Raw genomic sequence first — 18,660 nt, 5'->3', positions numbered from 1 at the left:
TGAAAACCGTGAGTTACCCGCTTTGCGATGAACGGCGCCTCTGCTGCGATGAACAGGATGCCGTTACGGAACCAGGACCGTGTCGACCGGCGCCTCCAGCGTTTCCGGCCAGTCCAGCGTATAATGCAGGCCGCGGCTTTCGTGTCGGTGCAGTGCCGATCGTACGATCAGCTCCGCCGTCTGAAGCAGGTTGCGCAGCTCGATCAGGTCCGGCGTCACCCGGAAATGGCCGTAATAATCCTCCACCTCCGCGGTCAGCATCTTGATGCGATGCTGCGCGCGCTGCAGCCGCTTGGTCGTGCGCACGATACCGACATAATTCCACATGAAACGGCGGATCTCGGTCCAGTTCTGCTTGATCACCACTTCCTCGTCGGAATCGGTGACCCGGCTTTCGTCCCACGGCCTGATCTTCGGCACCGACGGCAGCATGTCCCAATGCGCTGCGATATGCTGCGCTGCCGCCTCGCCAAACACGAAGCACTCCAGCAGCGAGTTTGACGCCAGCCGGTTCGCGCCGTGCAACCCGCTCTCGGTGCATTCGCCCGCCGCATACAGCCCCGGCAGGTCGGTGCGCCCGTGGCGGTCCACGATGATCCCGCCGCAGGTATAATGTTGTGCGGGCACGACCGGGATCGGCTGCACCGTCATGTCGATGCCCAGGCTCATCAACTTGTCGTAGATGTTCGGAAAATGCCCGCGCACGAAATCCGCCGGCTGGTGGCTGATGTCGAGATGGACATAATCGAGGCCGTAACGCTTGATCTCGGCATCGATCGCGCGCGCGACTACGTCGCGTGGCGCGAGCTCCAGCCGCTCGGGATCATAATCCACCATGAAGCGGTGGCCGTTCAGCGGGTTGATCAGACGCCCGCCCTCCCCGCGCACCGCCTCGGTGATGAGGAAGTTCTTGACGTCGAGGTTGTACAGGCAGGTCGGATGGAACTGCATCATCTCCATGTTGGAGACGCGGCAGCCCGCGCGCCACGCCATGGCGATCCCGTCGCCGGTCGCGCCGCGCGGCGCAGTAGAGAACAGATACGTCCGCCCCGCTCCACCTGTGGCCAGAATCGTCGCACGGGCGGTGTAGAGGTTCACATGCCCGCTCTTGCGATCGACGGCATAGACGCCCCAGACGTTGCCAGCCCCGGAATAGCGCTCCTCATGCCGGCTGGTGGCGAGATCGATCGCCACCTGATCGGGAACCAGCGTGACGTTGGGATGCGCCTCCGCCGCCCGCTGCAGCGCCTCCTGCACGGCCCAGCCGGTCGCGTCGTCGACATGCGCGATGCGCCGATGCGAATGCCCGCCCTCGCGCGTCAGGTGGAGCGCATTCCCGTCCTGCGCGAACGGCACGCCCAGCTTCTGCAGCCGCTCGATCGCCGCCGGCGCATTCTCCACCACGAATTCAACGATCTCGCGGTCATTGAGTCCAGCGCCCGCCACCATCGTATCCTCGACATGGTTCTCGAACGTGTCGCCCGGCTCCAGCACCGCGGCGATCCCACCCTGCGCCCAGGCGGTGGACCCTTCGTTGAGCGCGCCCTTTGCCAGCACGATCACCTTGAATCGATTGGCGAGGTTGAGCGCGGCCGTCAGCCCCGCAGCACCCGATCCGACGATAAGCACGTCCGCGCTCGTCATGCGCGGCTCTGGGGAGGAAGAAGCATCCCGGCTGCATGGCACGAAGCGCCGGCATCTGCCATATCGGGCGATGATGTTCCCGCGCGGCACCTGACCCGGTGAGGTGGCCGTGGGTTGGTTTGCAAGGAAGCTCCATGTCCACCTACTCCGCCCGTCTCGCCGCCCTGCGCGACCAGCTTGCGCGCCAGCAGCTCGACGGCTTCGTCGTGCCGCTGACCGATGAGCATATGAGCGAATATGTCGGCGCCTATGCGCAGCGCCTGTCATGGCTCACGGGTTTCCAGGGGTCGGCCGGCACCGCCGTCGTGCTCCCGGCAGAGGCCGCGATCTTCACCGATGGCCGCTATACGCTGCAGGTGCGCGAACAGGTGTCGGACGACGACTGGCAGTTCGTCGGCGTGCCGGAAACCAGCGTCTCGGGCTGGCTTGCCGATCATGCCCGGCAGGGCGCGCGCATCGGCTATGATCCGTGGCTCCACACCCGCGCCTGGGTCGATGAGGCAAGCCGCGCGCTGGCCGCGATCGACGCGACGCTGGTGCCGGTCGACACCAATCCGGTGGACGCGGTCTGGCCCGATCGCCCCGCGCCGTCCGATGCGCCGCTCACCGTGCAGGACGATGCCCATGCCGGCCGGTCCTCGGCCGAAAAGCGCGCCGCCGTTGCCGACTGGCTGGTGGCGCACGGCGCGGATTCGGTGGTTCTCGCGTCGCTTGAATCGACCGCATGGCTGCTCAACGTGCGCGGCGGCGACGTTTCGCGCACCCCGGTCGCCTTGTCCTACACGATCGTCAACGCCGACGGCACCGCTGACCTTTATGTCGCACCGGAAAAGATGAACGACGCGGTCGCCGCGCATCTCGGCAACGCCGTTCGTGTCCATGACCGGCGCAGCTTCGCCGCCGCGCTGGGCCAGTTCGCCGGCCGGCGCGTCGCGGTTGATCCCGCGCTGTCGGTGGCGGCCATTCCACACGCGATCGAGGCCTGCGGCGGCACCGTCGTGCCGCTGCGCGACCCCACCGTCATCCCACGCGCGACCAAGAATGCGGTCGAGCAGGCCGGCCATCGCGCCGCCAGCATCCGCGACGGCGCCGCCTTGTCACGCTTCCTGCGCTGGATCGCGATCGAGGGGCCGAAGGGGGGCCAGACCGAATTGTCCGCGGCGGCAAAGCTGGAGGAATTCCGCCGCAAAACGGGCGTGCTGAAGGACCTGTCGTTCGACGCCATCTCCGCCACTGGCCCGCACGGCGCGATCCCGCATTATCATGTCACTGAGGAATCGAACCTGCCGATCGAGCCGGGGCAGCTCTATCTGATCGATTCGGGCGGCCAATATGTCGACGGCACCACCGACGTCACTCGCGTCGTCCCGATCGGCCACCCGACGCAGGAGATGCGCGATCGCTTCACTCGCGTGCTGAAGGGGCATATCGCGCTCGCCACGGCCGTCTTCCCGCGCGGCACGACGGGGGCGCAGCTCGACGCGCTCGCCCGCCTTCCCTTGTGGCAGGCGGGGCTGGATTTCGCGCATGGCACCGGCCACGGCGTCGGCAGCTACCTCTCGGTACACGAAGGGCCCGCGCGGATCGCCAAGCCGAGCTATCCCGGCGCCGGCCCGTCGGAGCCGCTGCTGCCCGGCATGATCCTCTCCAACGAGCCGGGCTATTACAAGGCCGGCGAATACGGCATCCGGATCGAGAACCTGCTCCTCGTCCATGAACAGGACGTGCCCGGCGGGGAGTCGACGATGCTCGCCTTCGAAACGCTCACCCTCGCTCCGATCGACCGCGATCTGGTCGATCCGGCCCTATTGACCCCCGGCGAATTGTCATGGCTCAATGACTATCACGCCCGGGTCGCGGCAACGCTCGCCCCCGTGCTGGAGGGGGAGGAACGCGAATGGATCGTCTCAAGGTGTTCGCCCATCATTGTCGGGTAACGCTTCCCTGGGCGGTGGTCGGCGGGGCGGCGCTGACCATCGCCTATCTGACGGGCGACTTCTGCTATGCGGTCGGCCGATTCGTCGCGGACTGATCGTCGCCCTCACCGTCCGCCGCTGTCTCCTTCACTGCCCGCGCCTGCTCCTTGCGCCGGCGCAGGTTCGCCCGCAGCGCCGCGGCCAGCCGCGCGTCCCGTTCTGCCTTGGTTTCCATCGAAACAGGCTATCGCGCGACTTTAGCGCCTTGACAATCGGCCGCCGCTCGTCTCTAGCGCCCCCTCGCCCGCCGATCGCGGGCCGAGTGCTGCCGTAGCTCAGTGGTAGAGCGCATCCTTGGTAAGGCTGAGGTCGTGAGTTCAATCCTCACCGGCAGCACCATTTTCCCCGACCGTCATTGAACGAAACTCCGCCGTGGCGCGGAGCTGCCCGCCCCCGCCCCCGCCCCATTCGCCACGTCCGGGCGCGGCCGTCTGCGCATGTTACTGATTGCCGCGACCTCCGCGCACGCCTCATCTGGCATCCGCGACACGGCGCCTGCCCTGTCCTGGTCGCATTCGCGGGAAAGGAATGCGTGTGGACGACCGGCTGTTCGACCCCGACCGATTCCGCCTCACCGGCCAGGTCGCGCTGGTCACCGGCGCCGGCAACGGCATCGGGCGTGCCATCGCGCGCTTGTTCGCCGGCGCGGGCGCCGCGGTGATGGTCACCGACCTCGCGCGTGACAAGGCGGAGGCCGTCGCCGACGATATTCGCGCCGCTGGCGGAAAGGCGGGCGCCTTCACCTGCAACGTCACCGTGGAGGCGGAGCTGCAGGACGCGGTCGGTACCACGGTCGACACATTCAAGGCGCTGACGATCCTGGTGAACAATGCCGGTGGCGGCGGTCCCAAGCCGTTCGACATGCCCATGGAAGATTTCCGCCGCGCCTTTGAGCTGAACGTCTTCTCCTCGTTCCGGCTGGCGCAGCTCGCTGCCCCGCACATGGCGGCGCATGGCAGCGGCGCGATCCTCAACATCTCCTCGATGGCGGGGGAGAACCGGGACGACCACATGGCGTCCTACGCCGCGTCCAAGGCGGCGGTGAACCACCTCACACGCAACATCGCCTATGACCTCGGGCCGTCGGGCATCCGCGTAAACGCCATCGCGCCCGGCGCGACCAAGACCGATGCGCTCGCCTCCGTCCTGACGCCGGAGATCGAGAAGGCGATGCTGCGCCACACCCCACTGCCACGCCTCGGCACCCCCGATGACATCGCCTATGCGGCGCTCTTCCTCTGCTCGCCCGCCGCATCCTGGATCAGCGGGCAAGTCCTCACCGTGTCGGGCGGCGGCGTCCAGGAACTGAATGGATGATCCCTGCGCGCAGCGGTTCCTGCCCGTGAGCTTTCACCCCGCCTCATCGTCGGGGGACCGCGCCGCAAGGGCGGCCGCCTGAGACGGAAGCGAGGCTCCTATGGAATTCCCGGCGGCAACGCTCTTCGGGTTGCTCTTCATGACCATGGGGCCGATCCGCGCCGTGGCGATATTCGCGACCGTCGGGACGGATGACAAGGCGCCGGGCGTCCGCCGGCTGGCGACGCGCGCCGCGCTGCTCACGGCACTCGCCTTCGTTCTTGCCGTCTATGGCGGCACCGGCACGCTCGCGTCGTGGGAGGTGTCGCTCCCCGTGCTGATCGGCAGCGCCGGCGTCGTGCTGCTGGCCCTCTCGCTCCAGTCGCTGCTCGTGCCGGCGGCACAGAGCCCCACGCTGCTCGATCCGCAGAAGCTGCGCCCGACCACGCTCGTCTTTCCCGGCCTCTTCCCACCGATCGCAGTGACGATCCCGATCATCTTCGCCGCCGCCGTGCCGAATACGGGCGCCCAACTGGAGATCATCGCCATCGGCCTTGGCATCATCCTTCTCAACTGGCTGCTGATGCTGCGGTCCAAGTGGCTGATGCGCAAGATGGGCTCCAGCCCGCTGGAAATCATGGGCGCCGTGTTCGGCGTCCTGCAGGTCGCGCTGGCGATGCAATTCATCGTCAACGCGGTGAAGATGCTGTGACGGGCATGGGCATCATGTCCCATGGCGATCGGCCCGGCTCCGGCATAAAAGCCGCCTCCACCGCGCTGCGCACAACAGGGAAGCAAGATGGCTGACGACGAATATGTCTATGACGAGGAAAGCGGCGAATGGCTGCCGGCGAGCGAGCTTGCCGCCAAGCGCGCCGAGGCCGATCAGGTGGAGGTGCGCGACGCCGTCGGCAATCTGCTGGCGGACGGCGATCAGGTCACGCTGATCAAGGATCTGGAGGTCAAGGGCGCCGGCCAGACGCTGAAGCGCGGCACGCTCATCAAGTCGATCCGCCTGACCGGAGACCCGCAGGAAATCGACTGCCGCTACGAAGGGATCAAGGGCCTCGTGCTGCGGGCGGAGTTCGTGCGCAAGCGATAGCGCCTGCGCCGTCCCCCCGCGACCGATCAGGCTGTCGCGGGCCGCCGCGCGATCTTCTTGATCACCCCGGAATAGCTCATCACCGCGTCGCCTGAGTCATCGATCACGCCGCGCACGAAGATCAGGCTGCGCCCGGCTTTCACCACCTCGCCCCGCGCGGTCAGCAACCGGCCGGGCACCGCCGCGCCGACGAACTCGGCGTTCAGCGTCGCGGTGACGCCGTGGAAGGCGGGCAGCACTGCCGACGCGACCATGAACAGCGAGAAATCGGCAAAGGTCAGCAGCGACCCGCCATGGACGTTGCCCCCGCCGTTGCGGTTCTTGGCTTCCGGGCGAAAACCGCACTCGATCTGCCCGTCGGCATCATAGCGCGCGAAGAACGGCCCGGCATGGTCCTCGAACGGGTCGGTGCCTGGCCAGCGCAGCCATCCCTGCCACTCACCGTCGTCGATCGGCGTCAGCGCGATGCCGGGTTCGGTCGTGATGTCCACAATCTTCCTTCTTGGCTCCTGGGATGATCCGCGCGCCGCTCAGCGCGCCGGCGACCCGACGTTCGGCAGTGTCGCCTCCTCGGCATTGGGCATCTTGCCGAACAATGCCCGGTCGGCCGGCGTGAACGCCCAACGCCACAGCACGAACAGGTAGACGCCGGCGATTGCCGGGATGCCGAACACGATCTCCGCCCATTCATATTCATGCGGCAGCGACGTCACCAATCCGCCGATGACCAGCGCCGCCAGCATCGCCCACACCAGCGGCCAGCGCAGCGGCGACACGGGCGCCGACAATATGTGGCGCAGCAGCCGCGCCTTGATGACGGAGGTCAGCGCGACGCTCACCATCAGCGCCACCGCCGGCGCCGCCGCCTGCGCCTCTTCCGACCAGCCGAGCCGCCGCGTGGCGATGATCATGCCAAAGCTGAGCGCCACCTGGAACGCCAGCATCACGGCGGAGATCAGCAGGTTGCGGTGCCGCGCGGTATAGACCAGCGCCGTCTCGCACACCGCCCCGGTCGACGCGAGCACTTCGGCGAACAGCAGGAAGGCGAGCGCCGCGGTGCCAGCCACGAATTGCGGCCCCACCGTCCCCATCACCGCCTCGCCCGGGATCGATCCCATCAGCGCCAGGCCAAGCTGCGCCGCCATGATCCAGAAGGCGACCTGCCGCACCTGGTTGGCGATCGCCAGCCGGTCGTTCACCGCCAGGCTCTGCGTGATCACCGGGCCCAGGATCGGGTCGAACGATGTCTTCAGCTTCTGCGGCAGGCTCGCGACCTGCTGCGCCATATAATAGATGCCGACGATCTTGGGCTCGAACATCACCCCCAGGATGAACCGGTCGACGTTGCGCGTGCCCCATTCGAACGCGTCTGCGCCCGCCAGCGGCACATTGTCGCGGATCATCGCCAGCAGCCCGCGCACATGCGGGGACCAGCCACGCGGCAGGCCGTAACTGCGCACCAGCGGCACGATCGATGCGATCAGCGCCGCGATCATCGACGCGACATAGCTCAGCACCAGGCCATCGCGCGTGGTGAAGAAGGAGAATATCCACGCCGCGATCGAGATCGTCCACGGCTCCACCACCGCGCGCGCCGTCACCGCGGCCTTCACGTTGTGGCGATACGCCAGCGCCGCCAGGCTCACGTCGGACCAGGCGATCGCCAGCACGATCAACGGCAGCCATCGATCGAGGCCGACGATGGGCGTATTGGGGTACATGACCTCGGGGAAGGTCCACAGCACGGCGCTCGCCAGCAGCGACAGCAGCGCCGCGACCACCAGCCCGTCGGCGACGACATGGACGTGCGGCCGGTCGGTGCGGCTCAGCGCCTGCGCCAGCCCGCGCTTCAGTCCCAGCGTCGCCAGCAGCGCCGCCAGCTCCACCACCACCACCGCGATGGCGAACCGCCCAACGAGCTCCGGTCCGTACAGCCGCCCGGCGATGAACAGGAACGGGATGCGCGCCGCCAGCCGCAGGATGAATCCAGCGACATTGGTCCGCCCGCCCTTGGCGAGCTGGGCAATATCCTTCGATGTTTCGGTCACTGGGGCGTCCCGCCGGCCCCGCGCTGCCCGCCGGTCAATGGGCCGGTCAATGCGCCGCCCCCCAGCTTGCGCCGGTGCCGATCTCCACCGCCAGCGGCACGTCCAGCTTCACCGACGGCTCGGCTGCGGTTGCCATCACGCGCTCGATCACCGGCTTCGCGGCCTCGACTTCGCTTTCTGGCACTTCGAACACCAGTTCGTCGTGCACCTGCAGCAGCATGCGCGTTCCGGTCAGCCCGGCCTCGGCCAGCGCCGGCTCCATCCGCGCCATCGCGCGCTTGATGATGTCGGCGCTCGTGCCCTGGATCGGCGCGTTGATCGCCGCGCGCTCGGCGCCCTGCCGCTCGTGCTGCACCTTCGATTTGATCCGCGGGAAATGCGTCTTGCGGCCGAACAGAGTCTCGGTGAACCCCTGCTCGCGCACCGCTTGCAGCGTCTCGGCGATGTAACGGTTGATCCCCGGGAACCGCTCGAAATAGCGATCGATCATCGCCTGCGCCTCATCCGCCGTCACGTCGAGGCGGCCGGCAAGGCCCCAGCGGCTGATGCCGTAGAGGATCGCGAAGTTGATCGTCTTGGCGCGCCCGCGGGTGTCGCGATCCACCGTGCCGAACAGCTCCTGCGCGGTCAGCGAGTGGATATCGTCGCCCCGCGCGAACGCTTCCTTCAGCGCCGGCACGTCGGCCATGTGCGCCGCCAGCCGAAGCTCGATCTGCGAATAGTCCGCCGCCAGAATGACGTTACCCGGCTCGGCGACGAAGGCGTCGCGGATCTGCCGGCCGATCTCGGTGCGGATCGGGATGTTCTGCAAATTCGGATCGGTGGATGACAGCCGCCCGGTCTGCGCGCCGGTCAGCGAATAGCTGGTGTGGACGCGGCCCGTCGCCGGGTTGATCTGCTCCTGCAGCGCATCGGTATAGGTGGATTTCAGCTTCGACAGCTGGCGCCAGTCGAGCACCCGCGCGGCAATCTCCTTGCCGGGCGAATCCTTGTCCGCCGCGATCCGCTCCAGCTCGTTGACGTCGGTCGAATAGACGCCGCTCTTGCCCTTGCGACCGCCCTTGATGCCCATCTTCTCGAACAGGACATCGCCCAGCTGTTTGGGGCTGCCGATCGTGAACGGTGCGCCGGCGATGCCGTGGATCACGCCCTCCAGCTCCGCCATCTGAGTCGCGAACTCGGTCGAAAGCTGCGCCAGCCGCTCGCGATCCACCTTGATCCCGTGCCGCTCCATCCGCGCGATGACCGAAACAAGCGGCCGGTCGACCATCTCATACACCCGCGTCGCCCGCTCGATCGGCAGCCGCGGGCGGAAGCGCCGCCACAGCCGCAGCGTCACGTCGGCATCCTCGGCCGCGTACCGCGTCGCGGCGGCCAGATCGACCTGGTTGAACCCGATCGCCTTCTTCCCCGTGCCCGTCACGTCCTTGTACGCGATGCAGCTGTGCGACAGGTGCGTCGCCGCCAGCTCGTCCATCCCGTGCCCGTGCAGCCCGGCGTCGAGGTCGAAGCTCATCACGATCGTGTCGTCATAGGGCGCAAGCGCGATCCCCAGCCGCCCCAGCACGACCATATCGTACTTCAGATTGTGCCCGATCTTCAGCACTGCCGGATCCTCCAGCAGCGGCTTCAGCTTGGCGAGCGCCAGGTCGCGGTCGAGCTGCACGGGCTTCTCGGCGAACATGTCGCCCCCGCCGCCCTCGCCGACATGCGCCAGCGGCACATAGCAAACGAGATTGGGCGCCAGCGCCATTGACACGCCGACCAGCTCGGCCAGCATCGGATCCTTGGCGGTCGTCTCGGTATCGATCGCAACCCAGCCCTGATGCCGCGCCACGGCGATCCAGCGATCGAGCGCATCTTCGTCGACCACCGTTTCGTAATTGTCATGGTCGCAGGGCGGGTCTTCCTCCTGCGGGACGCCGACCGGCTCGGGCGGCGCCGGATCGACGCCCTCATTCTGCTCCGCGCTCAGCTTAGCCAGCAGCGACTTGAACCCGTGATGCTCCAGGAAGGCGCGCAGCGGCGCCTCTGGGATCCCGTCGAGCGCCATTTCCTCCAGCGGGTGCGGCAGCGGCACGTCGCACGCCAGCTCCACCAGCTTGCGCGACAGCCGCGCCTGATCGGCGAACTCGATCAGATTCTCGCGCAGCTTGCCCTTCTTCATCTCGGGCGCGGCGGCCAGCACCGCCTCGACGCTGCCATGCTCCAGGATCAGCTTCGCCGCGGTCTTGGGCCCCACGCCCGGCACGCCCGGCACATTGTCGACGCTGTCGCCCATCAGCGCCAGCACTTCGCCGAGCTTGTCCGGCCCGACGCCGAACTTCTCCACCACCTCGGGCGGGCCGAAGCGCTTGTCCTTCATCGTGTCGAGCATGTCGATGCCCGGCTCGGTGAGGAGCTGCATCAGGTCCTTGTCGGAACTGACGATCGTCACTTGCCAGCCCTGCGCCAGCGCCGCCTTGCTGTACGATGCGATCAGGTCGTCGGCTTCCCAGCCCGCTTCCTCGATGCACGGCAGCGAAAAGGCGCGCGTTGCATCGCGGATCATCGGAAACTGCGGTTTCAGATCCTCCGGCGCGGGCGGGCGATGCGCCTTGTACTGGTCGTACAATTCGTTGCGGAACGTCGTCTCGGACTTGTCGAGGATGACCGCCAGGTGAGTCGGGCCATCGGCCTTGTGCAGGTCGTTGGCCAGCTTCCACAACATGGTCGTATAGCCATAAACCGCACCGGCCGGCTCACCATGCTTGTTCGTGAGCTTCGGCAGCACGTGGTACGCGCGAAAGATGAAGCTCGAGCCATCGACGAGATAGAGGTGCGGCATGGGGGCCGCTTAGCGGATCGGCGCGCCGCGAACAAACAATGCGGTGGGCGCAGGATCGCGCCGCCCGCGACTCACAGTTTCCCGAACCGTTCCTCGAACGTCTTGATGTCGCCGGCGGCCAGCAATTGCGCCTGTTCCAGCCAGCGATCGCGCCCCATCCGGCCGGTGAACGGCCCAAGATGCGCGTCGAGGTCCTCGGCGGCGCGCTGGTCCAGCGCGGCCAGTTGCCCGACGGTCGAAATGCCCAGCTCGGCCAGCCGTGCAGCGACCTTCGGGCCCAGCCCCTTGATGCGCGTCACCGGCGCGTCCCCCGGCGGCGGCGCGGCGGGGGCGGGGGCGGGGGCGGCGGCGGGCGGCGCTGCAGGTGACGGCGCGGGCGGTGCCAGCGGCTCGGGCTGCGCCTCGACCGCGGGGGAGGCATCGAGCGGGGCAGCCGCGGCAATCGGCTCGTCCGCCAGCGGCGGCGGCTCGGTCGCGGCAGGTTCCGGCGCCGGTTCGACAGGTGCGGATGCGGACGCGACCGGCGCTGGCGTAACCGGTGCGGGCGCTACCGGTGCCGTTTCGGGCAGGTCGGTCAGCGGCGGTGGCGGCGGGGCGACCGGCGGCTGCACGGGGACCGGCGCCGGAGCCGCTACCCTCTCGGGCGCAGCGGCACGCTGGTGCGGCTGCGACGCTTCGGCCAGACGGTCGCGCTCGGAACGCTCCGCCTGCTGCCGGGCCCGCTTCCTGCGATTGCCGGCCAGCATCGCGACGATCGCCAGCACCGCAATAACCGCGATGATCGCGAGCACGATGCCGATCAATGTATTGTCCACCGTGGTGGGCTGCATGAAGACACTCCGCTACGCCGAACGCCAAGCCTTAGGGGCGCGTCATGGTTCCCGCAACGGGGGCGAAACGTTACCGGTCATCCCCGTCGCGACCGTTCCGGCGCGATTTTCCTCGATCAGAGCGCGCGCCAGCCGATATCGCGGCGGCAGAAACCGGTCGGAAAGTCGATCATATCGACCGCGGCATAGGCCCGGCGCTGCGCCTCGGCGACGTCGCCGCCGGTGGCGGTCACGGCCAGCACGCGCCCGCCCGCGGCCACGATCTCCTCACCATCGGCGCGCGTTCCCGCCTGGAACACGACCGCCCCGGTCGCCTCCGCCGCCTCGATCCCGCGGATCGCGCCGCCGGTCTCGGGCGTGCCCGGATAGCCGTTCGCCGCCATCACCACCGTCAGCGCCACGTCATCGGCAAAGGCCGGCGCCGGCATATCGGCAAGCCGCCCTTCCGCCACGGCGAGCAGCGTCTCGACCAGGTCGCCGGCGAAGCGCGCCATCAGCACCTGGCACTCGGGATCACCAAAGCGCACGTTATATTCGATCAGCTTCGGCCCCTCGGCGGTCAGCATCAGCCCGGCATAGAGCACCCCGACATAGGGCGTGCCCGACGCGGCGAGCGCGTCGATCGTCGGGCGCACGATCTCGCCCAGTGCCTGCTCCTCCAGCTCGGGCGTCAGCACCGCGGCGGGGGAGTAAGCGCCCATCCCGCCGGTGTTCGGACCGACGTCGCCGTCGCCAACGCGCTTGTGGTCCTGCGCGCTGCCAAAGCTCGCCGTGCTGGTCCCGTCCGACAGGACGAACAGGCTCGCCTCCTCCCCTTCCAGGAATTCCTCGATCACCGCCTCGGCCGGCCCGCCTGTAAACAGCGCGGCGATCGCCGCCTCGGCCTCAGCCCGCGTCATCGCGACGACCACGCCCTTGCCCGCCGCCAGACCATCGGCCTTGATGACGCAGCGCAACTCGTCGCCGCTCGCGAAATCGTCGAGGCAGGCCAGCGCCCCATCGCGGCTGGTGACGCGGAAATAACGCGCCGTCGGGATGCCGACGCGCGCGCACAGATCCTTGGTGAAGCCCTTCGACCCCTCCAGCTTCGCTGCCTCGCGGCCTGGCCCGAACACGGGCACGCCAATCGCGCGCACATTGTCGGCCAGCCCGTCGACCAGCGGCTGTTCCGGGCCGATCACCACCAGGCCGATGCCGTGCCGGCGGACGAAATCGATCACCGCGCGGTGATCCGTCACGTCCAGCGCGGCAAGCGTCGCATGCTGGGCGATGCCGGGGTTGCCGGGCGCCGCATAGAGCGTATCTAGACGCTCAGACTGCGCGAGTTTCCATGCCAGAGCGTGCTCGCGCCCGCCCGATCCGATCAGCAGGACGTTCATGCCCGACCCCTTATTTGACGTTCCCGCGCGGCTCGTAGCGGACCCGGTGCCGGGGGACAACGCAGCCGCGATGTCGGTGGGCGAACTCTCCGCCCGGCTGAAGCGCGTGGTGGAGGGCGAATTCGGCCACGTCCGCCTGCGCGGCGAGATTTCCGGGTTCAAGCGTGTCGCGTCCGGCCATTGCTATCTGTGCCTGAAGGATGACGCCGCGGTGATCGACGGCGTGATCTGGAAGGGGCAGGCCGCCGCGCTCGCCTTCCGGCCGGAGGACGGGATCGAGGTCGTCGCCACCGGCCGCCTCACCACCTATCCCGGCCGCTCGAAATATCAGGTCATCATCGAGCGGATGGAGCTTGCCGGCGCGGGCGCGCTGATGGCGCTGCTCGAACGCAACAAGGCGCGCTTCGACGCCGAGGGGCTGTTCGCCAAGTCGAAGGCGCGCCGGCCGCTGCCCTATCTGCCGCAGCGCATCGGCGTCGTGACCTCGCCCACCGGCGCGGTCATCCGCGACATCATCCACCGGCTGGAGGATCGCTGCCCCAGCCATGTCCTCGTCTGGCCGGTGAAGGTTCAGGGCGACGGCGCGGCGAACGAGATCGCCGCCGCGGTGCGCGGCTTCGATTCGCTGCCCGATCACCTTCGCCCCGATCTCGTCATCGTCGCGCGAGGCGGTGGCTCGATCGAGGATCTGTGGGCCTTCAATGAGGAACCGGTAGTCCGCGCCGTCGCCGCCTGCTCGATCCCGATCATCTCCGCCGTCGGCCATGAGACCGATACGACGATGTGCGACTATGCTGCCGACCTGCGCGCGCCGACGCCCACCGCGGCGGCGGAACTGGCCGTCCCCGTGCTCGCCGACCTGCGCCTCACCGTCGCCGCGCATGCCCAGCGGACCGAGCGGTGCGCGCGCCGCTATATCGATCGCGGGCGCGAGCGGCTCGACGCGATGGTGCGCCTGCTGCCGACGCGCGACCGTTTGCTCGGTCCCCAGCGCCAGCGCACCGACGATCTGGGCGCGCGGCTCGATCGCGGGCTCGAACGCCGCGTGGTGCGTGCCCGCGGGGAACTCGACCGCACCGGCGCGATCCTGCGCCCGGCGCTGCTTCAGCAACGGCTGGGTGGCGCCCGGCAACGGCTGGAGGATCTGGGCCGGCTGCTCGCCTCGGTCGATCCCGACGCGCCGCTCGCGCGTGGCTATGCCCGCGTAACCGATCGGTCCGGCGCCACGCTGACCAGCGCCGCCGCCGCCCGCGCCGCGGGGGAGCTGACGCTCAAATTCGCCGACGCTGCGGTGGACGCAAAGGTTGAGGGCGCCCGCGCGCGCTCCTATCCGACCAAGAAACCCGAACAGCCGACGCTGTTCTAGGGAGATAGAAATGTTGATGTCGAATACCGATCGCCCCGCCCGCCTGCACTATATGGCCAATGGCTTCCGTGTCCTGACGCCGGGCGATCATGTCACCTGCGCGGTCAGCGGCGCGCGAATCGCAATCGAGGATCTGCGTTACTGGGACGTGGAGTCGCAGCGCGCCTTCGCCTCGGCCACCCTCGCTTCGGAGGCGATGGCCCCGCAATGATCGACTGGCGGCTCGGCCCCGCGATCATCCTCGCCCTCACCGGCTGCGTGCCAGCCGCCGCCGGCCCAGCCTCCATTTCGGCTCGCCCCCAGCCCGTGCGGGCGCCGGTACAGCCCGCGCCGGTACCGGTGCAGGCTGTACCGGCCCCGCTGCCCCCCGCCGTCATCACCATCGACGGTCCGTTCAGCCAGGGCGGCCTCGCGCGCGGCACCGCGCCCGAAGGAACGGTGTCGCTCACCCTCGACGGCCGGCAAGTCGCGATCGCGCCCGACCGCCGCTTCCTGATCGCCTTTGACCGTGACGCCGCACCCACCGCCACCCTCGAGGCACGGCTGGAGGATGGGCGCACAGCCCGCCGCACGCTGACCGTCGCGCCGCGCGCCTGGCGGATCGAGCGGCTCGACCGCGTCGCCAAATACCCCGTGCCCAGCGCCGATTTCCAGCGCCGCCGCCCCGGCGAGCTGGCGCAGATCGAGGCCGCACGCGCGATCGAGTCTCCGGTCGAGGGCTGGCGCCAGCGGCTGGTCTGGCCGGTCACCGGCCGCATCTCCGGCCTGTTCGGCGCGCAGCGCATCTATCGCGGCGAGCCCGGCTCCTACCATTCCGGCGTCGACGTCGCCCGGCCGAGCGGCACGCCGGTCGTGGCGCCCGCCGATGGCGTGGTCGTGCTCGCCGCCGCCTCCCCCTTCACGCTGGAGGGCAATCTCCTCATCATCGACCATGGCATGGGGCTGAACAGCGCGTTCCTGCACCTCTCGCGGATCGACGTGCCGGTCGGCACACGCGTCCGTCAGGGGCAGACGGTTGGCGCGATCGGCGCCACCGGCCGCGCCTCGGGTCCGCATCTCCACTGGGCGATGAAGTGGCGCGACGCACGGATCGACCCGTTGCTGATCGCGGGGCCGATGCCGAACTGAGCGCGCGCCGTCAGGCGGTCTGCGCCTCGGCCTCCATGCACGCGCAGCCATCCTGATCGGTGGTCCACAGCGCGACGCTGCCGTCCCCCGCCAGGTTCAGCGCCGCCGCCCGATCGACGAACAGCGGGCGCGCCCCGCGAAACGAGAAATGCGTCAGCCGCGTGCCCCGCCGCTCGCGCAGCAAGTGATCGGCCAGCAGCATCGCTTGATAGGGCCCATGCACCACCAGATCGGGGTACAGTTCCTCCTCCTGCGCATAGGGCCGGTCGTAATGAATGCGGTGCGCGTTGAACGTCAGCGCGGAGAAGCGGAACAGCGCCGTTGCGTCGAACTGCACCGGCTGCTTCGCTTCGGCGACGCGCGGATCGGCGGGTGCCGGCGGCGGCGTACCATTGCCCGCGCCGCGAAACACCAGGTCCTGCTCCTCGACGATCGCGGTCGCACCATCGATGACGACGGTATGCCGCACGGTGACAAAGGTCAGCCGCCCCGACCGGCCATCCTTCACCTTGGCATCTGTGACGATACTGCGCCGCTCCGCCTGCGCGCCGATCGGCAGCGGCGCATGGAAGGTCAGCCGACCGCCCGCCCACATCCGGCGCGGTGCATCGACCGGCGGCAGCGCCGCTCCACGTGCCGGGTGGCCATCGACGCCGATGGTCGATTGCGGCGCTTCGGGCAGGAAATACAGCCAGTGCGCCAGCGGCGGCAGTTCACCTGCCGGCCAATGCCCGCCGTCATGATCGAACAGCGCCGCCAGCCGGCGCAGCGGCGCCGCGACGAGATCATCGGCCTGTACCGTTTCCACCGGCGTCCAGCCGTCGAACTGCTCCATCGCTCTCCCTCCCTCGCGTTGCGGGGGGCCTAGCGCCACGCGGCGAGCCCGCCAAGCGCGGCTACCCTGCGCTGAACCCTCCCGCGCCCCTCGGCGTTGCGCTGCCATGGCCAAAGCTCCCACCCACCATGCCGCCGCCACCGTTCGCGCCGGCAAGCGCGCCCGGATCGGCGCACGCGTCGACATCACCAGCGGCGGCCTGCTCGCGATCGGAGGGCTCGTGTCGGCGATCCTCCTCTCCACCGCGGTGCTGGTCCGCGTCGCCGTGCGCGAGGGCGGCAAGGCAAAGGCGATTCAGCGCTAGGCGAAAGTAATACGGCTGGCTTATATCGGGACAAAATAGGAGAGAGACCCGATGGCAACCGCCCCCGCCATGCCCAGCCAGCCGCCCTTCCGCCGCCTGCCGCAGAAGGGGCCGGACATTTCCGTCGAGCACCGCGCCGACGGCTCGATCCTTATCAGCTCCAACCATGCGATGGGCACGCCCGCCCGCTCGATCCCGCACCTCATGGCGGAAAAGGCCGCGCTCCACCCCGATCGCCCGTGGCTGATGCAGCGCGCGCCGAACCACGGCCCGTGGCAGGGCGTCACTTATGGCGAGGGCAAGGCTGCCGCCGACAGCGTCGCGCAGTGGCTGCTCGATCGCGGGCTGGGCGCCAATGACGCGGTGATGTGCATCAGCGGCAACTCGGTCGCGCACGGCATCCTGATGCTCGGCTGCTTTACGGCGGGCGTGCCGATCGCCCCGCTGAGCCCGGCCTACAGCCTGATCTCGACCGATCACGCGAAGCTCAAACATTGCTTCAACACCGTGCGTCCGCGCATCGTCTTTGCCGAAAACGCCGCGCAGTTCGAACGCGCCTTCGCCACGCTGCGCGATCTCGACTCCTCGCTCACCTTCGTCACCATGGATGGCGGTGCGGGCACCATCCCCTTCTCCGAATTGACCGGCACGCCCGCCACCCCGGCGGTGGATGAAGCGCGCGACGCACTGACTCACGAGACGGTCGGCAAATATCTCTTCACTTCCGGCTCGACCGGCATGCCCAAGGGCGTGCCGCAGCATCAGGGCATGTTCGTGAACCTCATCGCCGCGTCCGAGGGGCTGCGCGATGATCCCGATCCCGTCGATCACCCGATCTCGCTCGACTGGATGCCGTGGAACCACATCTCCGCCGGCACGATCCACTTCAACGCCAATATCGCCGGCGGCGGCACGCTCTACATCGATGAGGGCAAGCCGATCCCCGGCATGTTCGAAACGACGATCGCGAACCTGCGCGAAGTCTCCCCAATGAGCTTCGGTTCGGCCCCTGTCGCCTTTGCCATGCTGGCCGACGCGATGGAGCGTGATTCCACACTCCGCCAGGCGTTCTTCCGCAACCTGCGCGGCATGGGTTACGGCGGGGCGACGCTGTCGGACGATCTCTACGATCGCATGCAGGCGCTGGCGATCGCCGAGACGGGTGAGCGCATGCCCTTCACCACCATGTACGGCGCGACGGAAACCTTGGGCGTCACCGTCGTTCACTGGGCATCGGAACGCGTCGGCCTGATCGGCCTGCCGCTGCCGGGCTCGACGCTCAAGCTCGTGCCCAACGGCGCCAAGCTGGAAGTCCGCGTGAAGGGTCCGACCGTCACGAGAGGCTATCATAATGACCCGGAAAAGACCGCCGCAGCCTTCGACGAGGAAGGCTTCTACATGCTCGGCGACGCCGCCAAGTTCATCGATCCCGAGCGGCCTGAGCTCGGCCTGGTGTTCGACGGCCGCGTGACCGAGGATTTCAAACTGTCCACCGGCACCTGGGTCTCGGTTGGCACGCTTCGCCCGGACATCTGCGCCGCCTGCTCGCCGTACATTCAGGATGTGGTGATCGCCGGCCAGGACAAGCCCTATATCGCCATCCTCGCCTGGCCCTCGCAGGCCGCGCTGCAGACGCTGGCGGAGGCATCGCCCGGCGCCGATCCGATCCCGACGCTTGAGGCGCTGGTGAAGGAAAAGCTGGAGGCGTTCAACGCCGCCGCCGGCGGCTCCTCGCGCCGCATCCGCCGCTTCGCCATCCTGCGCACGCCCCCGTCGATCGACGCCGGCGAGATCACCGACAAGGGCTATGTCAACCAGCGCGCGACGCTGACGGCGCGCGACGATGTGGTGAAGGCGCTGTTCACCGAGGAACTCAGCGACGGCGTGATCGAGGTCGACGCGTAACGCCCGGCCGACCCGTCATT

At 68.6% G+C, this 18,660-nt stretch carries 17 protein-coding genes and 1 tRNA gene; 11 read left to right on the top strand and 7 right to left on the bottom strand.

Annotated features, from left to right (window positions below):
* Positions 1-63 precede the first annotated feature (63 nt).
* Positions 64-1,644, bottom strand: coding sequence for an L-aspartate oxidase (nadB, locus tag ACH0BU_RS08330; protein WP_296219119.1), 1,581 nt, complete (start codon positions 1,642-1,644; stop codon positions 64-66).
* 134 nt (positions 1,645-1,778) lie between these two features.
* Here nadB and ACH0BU_RS08325 point away from each other — a divergent pair, with 134 nt between their 5' ends.
* The 6 genes from ACH0BU_RS08325 (at position 1,779) to ACH0BU_RS08300 (ending at position 6,018) form a co-directional block, all read left to right on the top strand.
* Positions 1,779-3,581: a M24 family metallopeptidase gene (locus tag ACH0BU_RS08325; protein WP_314472107.1), complete on the top strand. Its 1,803-nt coding sequence runs from the start codon at positions 1,779-1,781 to the stop codon at positions 3,579-3,581.
* Complete coding sequence (locus ACH0BU_RS08320) at positions 3,542-3,676, top strand: hypothetical protein (protein ID WP_269430555.1); 135 nt, start codon at positions 3,542-3,544, stop codon at positions 3,674-3,676. The genes ACH0BU_RS08325 and ACH0BU_RS08320 overlap by 40 nt, the downstream gene beginning before the upstream one ends.
* Before the next feature lie 208 nt (positions 3,677-3,884).
* A tRNA-Thr gene (locus tag ACH0BU_RS08315) sits at positions 3,885-3,959 on the top strand.
* A 195-nt stretch (positions 3,960-4,154) separates the two neighbouring features.
* The gene (gene hdhA / locus ACH0BU_RS08310) at positions 4,155-4,937 is read left to right on the top strand and encodes a 7-alpha-hydroxysteroid dehydrogenase (RefSeq protein ID WP_206430605.1); all 783 of its coding nucleotides are present in this window, start codon (positions 4,155-4,157) and stop codon (positions 4,935-4,937) included.
* A 100-nt stretch (positions 4,938-5,037) separates the two neighbouring features.
* The gene (locus tag ACH0BU_RS08305; protein WP_052742400.1) at positions 5,038-5,628 is read left to right on the top strand and encodes a MarC family protein; all 591 of its coding nucleotides are present in this window, start codon (positions 5,038-5,040) and stop codon (positions 5,626-5,628) included.
* A gap of 87 nt (positions 5,629-5,715) precedes the next feature.
* Positions 5,716-6,018 carry an alkylphosphonate utilization protein gene (locus tag ACH0BU_RS08300; RefSeq protein ID WP_046407374.1) on the top strand — a complete coding sequence of 101 codons (303 nt, stop codon included), beginning with the start codon at positions 5,716-5,718 and terminating at the stop codon, positions 6,016-6,018.
* A 26-nt stretch (positions 6,019-6,044) separates the two neighbouring features.
* Here ACH0BU_RS08300 and ACH0BU_RS08295 read toward each other — a convergent pair whose 3' ends face one another.
* The 5 genes from ACH0BU_RS08295 to purD all read right to left on the bottom strand — a co-directional run bounded on the left by ACH0BU_RS08295 (position 6,045) and on the right by purD (position 13,102).
* Complete coding sequence (locus ACH0BU_RS08295; RefSeq protein ID WP_145117858.1) at positions 6,045-6,509, bottom strand: PaaI family thioesterase; 465 nt, start codon at positions 6,507-6,509, stop codon at positions 6,045-6,047.
* Between the two features lie 39 nt (positions 6,510-6,548).
* Positions 6,549-8,066 (bottom strand): lipopolysaccharide biosynthesis protein, encoded by a 1,518-nt coding sequence (locus ACH0BU_RS08290; protein ID WP_046407377.1) that lies wholly within the window; start codon positions 8,064-8,066, stop codon positions 6,549-6,551.
* A 46-nt stretch (positions 8,067-8,112) separates the two neighbouring features.
* A complete protein-coding gene (polA, locus tag ACH0BU_RS08285) occupies positions 8,113-10,893 on the bottom strand; it encodes a DNA polymerase I (RefSeq protein WP_314472115.1) in 2,781 nt (926 codons plus the stop codon).
* 71 nt (positions 10,894-10,964) lie between these two features.
* Positions 10,965-11,723 (bottom strand): helix-hairpin-helix domain-containing protein, encoded by a 759-nt coding sequence (locus tag ACH0BU_RS08280; RefSeq protein WP_206430606.1) that lies wholly within the window; start codon positions 11,721-11,723, stop codon positions 10,965-10,967.
* Between the two features lie 116 nt (positions 11,724-11,839).
* Positions 11,840-13,102 carry a phosphoribosylamine--glycine ligase gene (gene purD / locus ACH0BU_RS08275; protein WP_125946381.1) on the bottom strand — a complete coding sequence of 421 codons (1,263 nt, stop codon included), beginning with the start codon at positions 13,100-13,102 and terminating at the stop codon, positions 11,840-11,842.
* Between purD and xseA the strand changes: the two genes are divergently transcribed.
* Genes xseA through ACH0BU_RS08260 form a run of 3 tightly spaced genes read left to right on the top strand, consistent with a single transcriptional unit; the run spans position 13,101 to position 15,596 of the window.
* The gene (xseA, locus tag ACH0BU_RS08270; protein WP_314471721.1) at positions 13,101-14,468 is read left to right on the top strand and encodes an exodeoxyribonuclease VII large subunit; all 1,368 of its coding nucleotides are present in this window, start codon (positions 13,101-13,103) and stop codon (positions 14,466-14,468) included. The genes purD and xseA overlap by 2 nt on opposite strands.
* 10 nt (positions 14,469-14,478) lie before the next feature.
* Positions 14,479-14,679, top strand: coding sequence for a DUF2093 domain-containing protein (locus tag ACH0BU_RS08265; protein WP_296222683.1), 201 nt, complete (start codon positions 14,479-14,481; stop codon positions 14,677-14,679).
* Positions 14,676-15,596, top strand: a complete 921-nt coding sequence (locus ACH0BU_RS08260) for a M23 family metallopeptidase (protein ID WP_296222684.1) — start codon at positions 14,676-14,678, stop codon at positions 15,594-15,596. Before ACH0BU_RS08265 ends, ACH0BU_RS08260 begins: the two co-directional genes overlap by 4 nt.
* 10 nt (positions 15,597-15,606) lie before the next feature.
* On the opposite strand, the gene ACH0BU_RS08255 is transcribed toward ACH0BU_RS08260, so the two are convergent.
* On the bottom strand, positions 15,607-16,431 hold the full coding sequence (locus ACH0BU_RS08255; RefSeq protein WP_046407018.1) for an HTD2 family dehydratase: 825 nt from the start codon (positions 16,429-16,431) through the stop codon (positions 15,607-15,609).
* A 106-nt stretch (positions 16,432-16,537) separates the two neighbouring features.
* On the opposite strand from ACH0BU_RS08255, the gene ACH0BU_RS08250 reads away from it, so the two are divergent.
* Both ACH0BU_RS08250 and ACH0BU_RS08245 read left to right on the top strand, forming a co-directional pair.
* Positions 16,538-16,735, top strand: coding sequence for a hypothetical protein (locus ACH0BU_RS08250; RefSeq protein WP_046407016.1), 198 nt, complete (start codon positions 16,538-16,540; stop codon positions 16,733-16,735).
* Positions 16,736-16,786: 51 nt separating this feature from the next.
* Positions 16,787-18,640, top strand: a complete 1,854-nt coding sequence (locus ACH0BU_RS08245) for an AMP-binding protein (protein WP_314471726.1) — start codon at positions 16,787-16,789, stop codon at positions 18,638-18,640.
* Positions 18,641-18,660: the final 20 nt, after the last annotated feature.

The organism is Sphingomonas olei, from assembly GCF_045369765.1.
Taxonomy (GTDB): Bacteria; Pseudomonadota; Alphaproteobacteria; order Sphingomonadales; family Sphingomonadaceae; genus Sphingomonas; species Sphingomonas panaciterrae.
Note: the sequence above shows the minus strand (reverse complement) of the source record. Positions and strands in the feature narration are given on the sequence as shown.

Excerpts from the sequence above, each read along its gene's own strand:
- ACH0BU_RS08280 (WP_206430606.1), bottom strand. The coding sequence starts at position 11,723 with ATGCAGCCCACCACGGTGGACAATACATTGATCGGCATCGTGCTCGCG.
- polA (WP_314472115.1), bottom strand. The coding sequence starts at position 10,893 with ATGCCGCACCTCTATCTCGTCGATGGCTCGAGCTTCATCTTTCGCGCG.
- ACH0BU_RS08320 (WP_269430555.1), top strand. The coding sequence starts at position 3,542 with ATGGATCGTCTCAAGGTGTTCGCCCATCATTGTCGGGTAACGCTTCCC.
- nadB (WP_296219119.1), bottom strand. The coding sequence starts at position 1,644 with ATGACGAGCGCGGACGTGCTTATCGTCGGATCGGGTGCTGCGGGGCTG.
- ACH0BU_RS08245 (WP_314471726.1), top strand. The coding sequence starts at position 16,787 with ATGGCAACCGCCCCCGCCATGCCCAGCCAGCCGCCCTTCCGCCGCCTG.
- ACH0BU_RS08265 (WP_296222683.1), top strand. The coding sequence starts at position 14,479 with ATGTTGATGTCGAATACCGATCGCCCCGCCCGCCTGCACTATATGGCC.
- ACH0BU_RS08305 (WP_052742400.1), top strand. The coding sequence starts at position 5,038 with ATGGAATTCCCGGCGGCAACGCTCTTCGGGTTGCTCTTCATGACCATG.
- ACH0BU_RS08260 (WP_296222684.1), top strand. The coding sequence starts at position 14,676 with ATGATCGACTGGCGGCTCGGCCCCGCGATCATCCTCGCCCTCACCGGC.
- ACH0BU_RS08255 (WP_046407018.1), bottom strand. The coding sequence starts at position 16,431 with ATGGAGCAGTTCGACGGCTGGACGCCGGTGGAAACGGTACAGGCCGAT.
- ACH0BU_RS08250 (WP_046407016.1), top strand. The coding sequence starts at position 16,538 with ATGGCCAAAGCTCCCACCCACCATGCCGCCGCCACCGTTCGCGCCGGC.
- purD (WP_125946381.1), bottom strand. The coding sequence starts at position 13,102 with ATGAACGTCCTGCTGATCGGATCGGGCGGGCGCGAGCACGCTCTGGCA.
- xseA (WP_314471721.1), top strand. The coding sequence starts at position 13,101 with ATGCCCGACCCCTTATTTGACGTTCCCGCGCGGCTCGTAGCGGACCCG.
- ACH0BU_RS08300 (WP_046407374.1), top strand. The coding sequence starts at position 5,716 with ATGGCTGACGACGAATATGTCTATGACGAGGAAAGCGGCGAATGGCTG.
- ACH0BU_RS08325 (WP_314472107.1), top strand. The coding sequence starts at position 1,779 with ATGTCCACCTACTCCGCCCGTCTCGCCGCCCTGCGCGACCAGCTTGCG.